Raw genomic sequence first — 4,392 nt, 5'->3', positions numbered from 1 at the left:
CGTTTTTCTTCATACCAAAGTATTCGGCTACAACGCCACAGGCTTTTTTCATTGGCATTTCACTTTCAAGAAGTGCCAACATTTTGCGCGCTTCAGGCGGAACATCGTCTATTTGCTTTGGTTTGCCCGCAAGCATCAGCACTATTTCGCCGCGCTGCTTGGTAGGATCATCTGTTAAAAACTGTTTAAGCTCACTTACACTACCATTAAAAAATGTTTCAAAGGTTTTGGTTAGCTCTTTAGCAAACACAACGTGTTGATCGTCGCCAAGTGCTAGTGCTAAATCATCAAGGCTTGCCATAATACGGTGCGTACTTTCGTACATTATGCTGGTAATGCCTGAGTTAACAGCTTCGGTAAAAAAGTCTTGGCGAGCTTTGCTTTTAGCTGGCGTGAAACCAATAAACTGAAAACGGTCGGTTGGTAAGCCTGAACAACATACGGCTGTAATTGCAGCACATGCACCTGGAACAGGTGTAACATGAGCGCCTTGTTCGCGACATAGATTTACAACCGCGTACCCGGGATCACTTATTAGCGGTGTACCAGCGTCAGATACCAAAGCAATATTTAAACCTTGATTAAGTTGATCAATAATTTGCTGTGCTTTTTGCTTTTCGTTGTGGTCGTGTAATGCAAACGTTTTTGCCTTAATTCCAAAGTGGCTAAGTAGCTTGCCGGTATGGCGAGTGTCTTCAGCAGCTATTAAGTCAACTTGCGATAATGTCGCAATGGCACGGTGACTTAAGTCGTCATAATTGCCAATTGGGGTGGCAACAATGTAAAGAGTGCCAATTTTCTGTGAATTCTCCTCATTTAACATTGAGGTCTCCTGCGTCAGTCAGTAATATAAGCAAATCGCGTTAACGTATTGGGAAATCATTGTGCGACTTAAACTAGTTAGTCTATTAATTATATTGTCAGGGTTATCGGCGTGTAGCACAACCGAAAAACCAACTAAAAACAGCGATAACGTAAGTAACCGCACTAATGCACTGCAAAATCAGGCAACCAGTGCGCAATCTATCTACCAATTGGCGCAAAACCGCCAAGGTGCCGATAAAATACAGTTATTGTATAGTGCCCGTGATGCTGCAATTAGTGAGCAAAACTGGCCTTTGTTAGAAAAAATTGGTAATGAGCTTGAATTAACCGCAAGTGTTGATCAAATCCAAAACCGTCTTTATATTGCATTTGCACAAAAACAACAGAATAAGAATGATCAAGCTTTAGTGATTTTGCAATCGCTAGACGGACAACTTACTCAACCTGAGCATTTTGCATGGCATCAGTTTTTAACAGCCAGTATTTATGCATCGCAAAATTTTCCTAAAAAAGCTGCCCCCTATTTCTTTAGAGCTTCTGAAACAGCCACAAAAAACAATATAGAAATCCCTCAGCTCAATCAAAATTTGTGGGATAACTTAAAACAGCTCTCTTCATATGCGCTTGAACGTTTTAACCGTGGTTCGGTTATCCAGCAAGGCTGGGTAAACCTTGGTCTATACTATCAAGTATATGCAAGTAGTGGCGTGGAGCTAGACCAAGCAATTAATAATTGGCGCAGGCGCTATATTGGGCATCCGGCTTTTTCTGTATTACCTGAACAAGACGAAATGCTTACTGAGCTCGCCCCTATTAATATAGAGCGTTTAGTTGTGTTGTTTCCACAATCAGGCCCTAACGAACGCTTAGGTGATGCGCTTAAAGCCGGTGTGTTAGCTGCACTTGATACGCAAACTATCAACGACACTATTTTTATTGATGAAAACCTAAGCACTGAGGAAATCGCAGCGCAACTTGAAGAAATAAAGCCTGATTTTGTAATTGGTCCTCTACTTAAAGCAAATATTGATAAACTAGCCAATGCACAAACTCTTATTGATACTCCGGTACTGCATTTAAACACCTTTGATGGTGAGCGCATTTCGCTTCAGCATTATTACTTTGCATTAAACCCTGAGCACGAAGTACAACAAGCTCTGGAACACTTTTTAACTAAGGGCTATCAAAAGCCTATGCTGCTTGCGCCAAATAATGCAAATGGCCAACGTTTAGTTGATTATTTTAACCTACAGTGGCAACGCTACAGCGAAACCAAGCCACAAATCGGTTTTTATAACGATAAAAAAGATATGCCGAACACAATTACCAGCTTATTAGAAGTTGATAAGTCAAAAGATCGCATACAAACAGTTAAAGCATTATTTAAGCAAGAAGTAGAAAACGAAACGCGTTCACGCAGTGATATAGACGTTATTTATATTTTGGGTGATGCAATAGAAACTCGCTTAATTAAACCTTACCTTGATGTAAACGTCAGTACATTTGCTGATCGCATTCCACTTTATGCAAGCTCTAAAAGTCATAGTAAACAAATTGACAGTACAGACAAAGGCGACTTAGACGGCCTATACTTCACTGAATTACCGTGGATGCTTGATTCACAAATTAAACAACATAATTTACGCCAACAGTACAACTCTCTATGGCCAGAGCAAATTGATATTAGCCAACGCTTATTTGCAATGGCATACGATGCAGTATCAATATTACATGACATTAGACAGTTAAGCGTAATGCCAGGCAATCAATATAGTGGCTTAAGCGGTAAGTTATCTGTTAATACCAGTGGCCATATAGAACGTATGCTCGACTGGGCTCAATATACAAACCGTCGCATTAAGCCTGTGCAATTAGAAACACAACGCCCGGTACCATTGTTTATGCAATCAGCGGGTGATATACAAACTATAAATTAAACTTTATTAAGTTAAGGGGGCGGCATGTCGTGGTTTAAAGAGCTGTGGCACAATAGTCGCGAAAAAGGCCTGTATTATGAGCTTGAAGCGCAAAAATACTTAGTTACTCAGGGCTTAACACCCATTGAACGTAATTATTACTGCCCCTTTGGCGAGCTTGATGTCATTATGAAAGAAGGCGATACCCTTGTATTCATTGAGGTCAAGTTTCGCAAAAATAATGCCCGTGGCGGTGCCAACTATGCACTTAGCCCACAAAAACAAGCTCGATTAAAACGTAGTATTTATCATTACTTAGCAGCTAAAAATTTAACTAACCAAGCACTAAGAATTGATTATGTAGCCATTACAGGAGAAGCATCTCCTAATATTAATTGGCTTAAAAATGTATTTTAAACGCAAATACAAAGATAAATTATTGGTAGGCTATGCAAGACACAATTAAAGAAATTTTTACAGAAAGCATTCAAGTTCAAATCGCTGCTGGTGAAGTGCTACCTAGTGCGCTTGAGTCAGCTGCATTTACTATTGCACAAAGTCTGATCAACGGAAATAAACTCATTTGCTGCGGTACTGCAAATTGCCACATGCTCGCTCAGCATATAGCGGGTGTATTGGTTAATCACTATGAAACCGAGCGTCCCTGCTTACCTGCAATTGCTCTATCGCAAGAAAACGTTAATCTTGGGCAAAGTACTCAGGTAGACGATCACGATACATTTGCTCGTCAAGTCCGCGCTTTTGCCCAGCAAGGTGATTTATTGCTTGTACTGGCTATTAACGGTAACGAAAAACATGTTATTTCTGCCGTTGAAGCTGCACTAACTAAAGATATGAAGGTCATAGTTATGGTTGGTGATGATGGTGGCGAGTTGGTTGGCCTACTTGGCCCTAACGATGTTGAAATTAGATCCCCATCTAAACGCCCTAGCCGCATTATCGAATCCCATTTAGTTAACTTACATTGTTTAAGCGAACTTGTTGATTTAACGCTTTTCCCTCAGGATGAAAATTATGTTTAAACGCTCTCTTATTGTTTTAGGTACTGTTGTATTACTACAAGGCTGCGCAGCTGCTGTTGTTGCAGGTACAGCCAGTGCAGTAACTGCAGCGAACGATCGCCGTACCATTGGCTCTCAAATTGACGATAACAATATTGAAATAAAAGCGAGTATTGCACTTAGCGAAGTAGAACGCCTTGAAAAGTTTGCCAATATAAGCGCTGTAAGCGTTAACGGTATTGTTTTACTTGTAGGCCAAGTATCTAATGAAGAAATGAGAAACGAAGCACAGCGTACCATTGAGGGCGTTTCAGGTATTCGTAAGATACATAACCAAATTCGTATTGGCTCAAATATTGGCATTACTACACAAACGCATGACTCTTGGTTAACTTCTAAAGTAAAAGCTCAGCTACTAACAGCAAAAGACATTAGCAGTAATAACATTAAAGTAGTTACTGAAAACGCTGAAGTATTTTTAATGGGTTTAGTATCTGACTCTGAGTCTACTCAAGCTGTAAACATTGCCCGAAATGTATCTGGCGTAGAGCGTGTAATTAAAGTATTCGAATATATGTAAAGTAAAATACAGACATAAAAAAACCGCTTATTAAGCGGTTTTTTTTTTG

General features: G+C 39.9%; 5 protein-coding genes. 4 read left to right on the top strand and 1 reads right to left on the bottom strand.

Translation table 11 applies throughout. The features are described from left to right. Positions 1–823: 16S rRNA (cytidine(1402)-2'-O)-methyltransferase (gene rsmI / locus H5072_RS12585; RefSeq protein ID WP_182693708.1), on the bottom strand; the 823-nt coding region annotated here is incomplete at its 3' end. 61 nt (positions 824–884) lie between these two features. Here rsmI and H5072_RS12580 point away from each other — a divergent pair. The 4 genes from H5072_RS12580 to dolP are packed head-to-tail and all read left to right on the top strand — an operon-like array spanning position 885 to position 4,343. Further along, a complete protein-coding gene (locus H5072_RS12580) occupies positions 885–2,762 on the top strand; it encodes a penicillin-binding protein activator (RefSeq protein ID WP_002957971.1) in 1,878 nt (625 codons plus the stop codon). 24 nt (positions 2,763–2,786) lie between these two features. Then, on the top strand, positions 2,787–3,158 hold the full coding sequence (locus H5072_RS12575; RefSeq protein ID WP_149602130.1) for a YraN family protein: 372 nt from the start codon (positions 2,787–2,789) through the stop codon (positions 3,156–3,158). A 32-nt stretch (positions 3,159–3,190) separates the two neighbouring features. Beyond that, the gene (locus H5072_RS12570; protein WP_166377030.1) at positions 3,191–3,784 is read left to right on the top strand and encodes an SIS domain-containing protein; all 594 of its coding nucleotides are present in this window, start codon (positions 3,191–3,193) and stop codon (positions 3,782–3,784) included. Further along, the gene (gene dolP, locus H5072_RS12565) at positions 3,777–4,343 is read left to right on the top strand and encodes a division/outer membrane stress-associated lipid-binding lipoprotein (protein WP_039485369.1); all 567 of its coding nucleotides are present in this window, start codon (positions 3,777–3,779) and stop codon (positions 4,341–4,343) included. Before H5072_RS12570 ends, dolP begins: the two co-directional genes overlap by 8 nt. The last annotated feature ends 49 nt before the right edge of the window (positions 4,344–4,392 follow it).

The organism is Pseudoalteromonas sp. SR45-5 (assembly GCF_014163565.1).
GTDB classification, from domain to species: Bacteria; Pseudomonadota; Gammaproteobacteria; order Enterobacterales; family Alteromonadaceae; genus Pseudoalteromonas; species Pseudoalteromonas distincta.
Note: the sequence above shows the minus strand (reverse complement) of the source record. Positions and strands in the feature narration are given on the sequence as shown.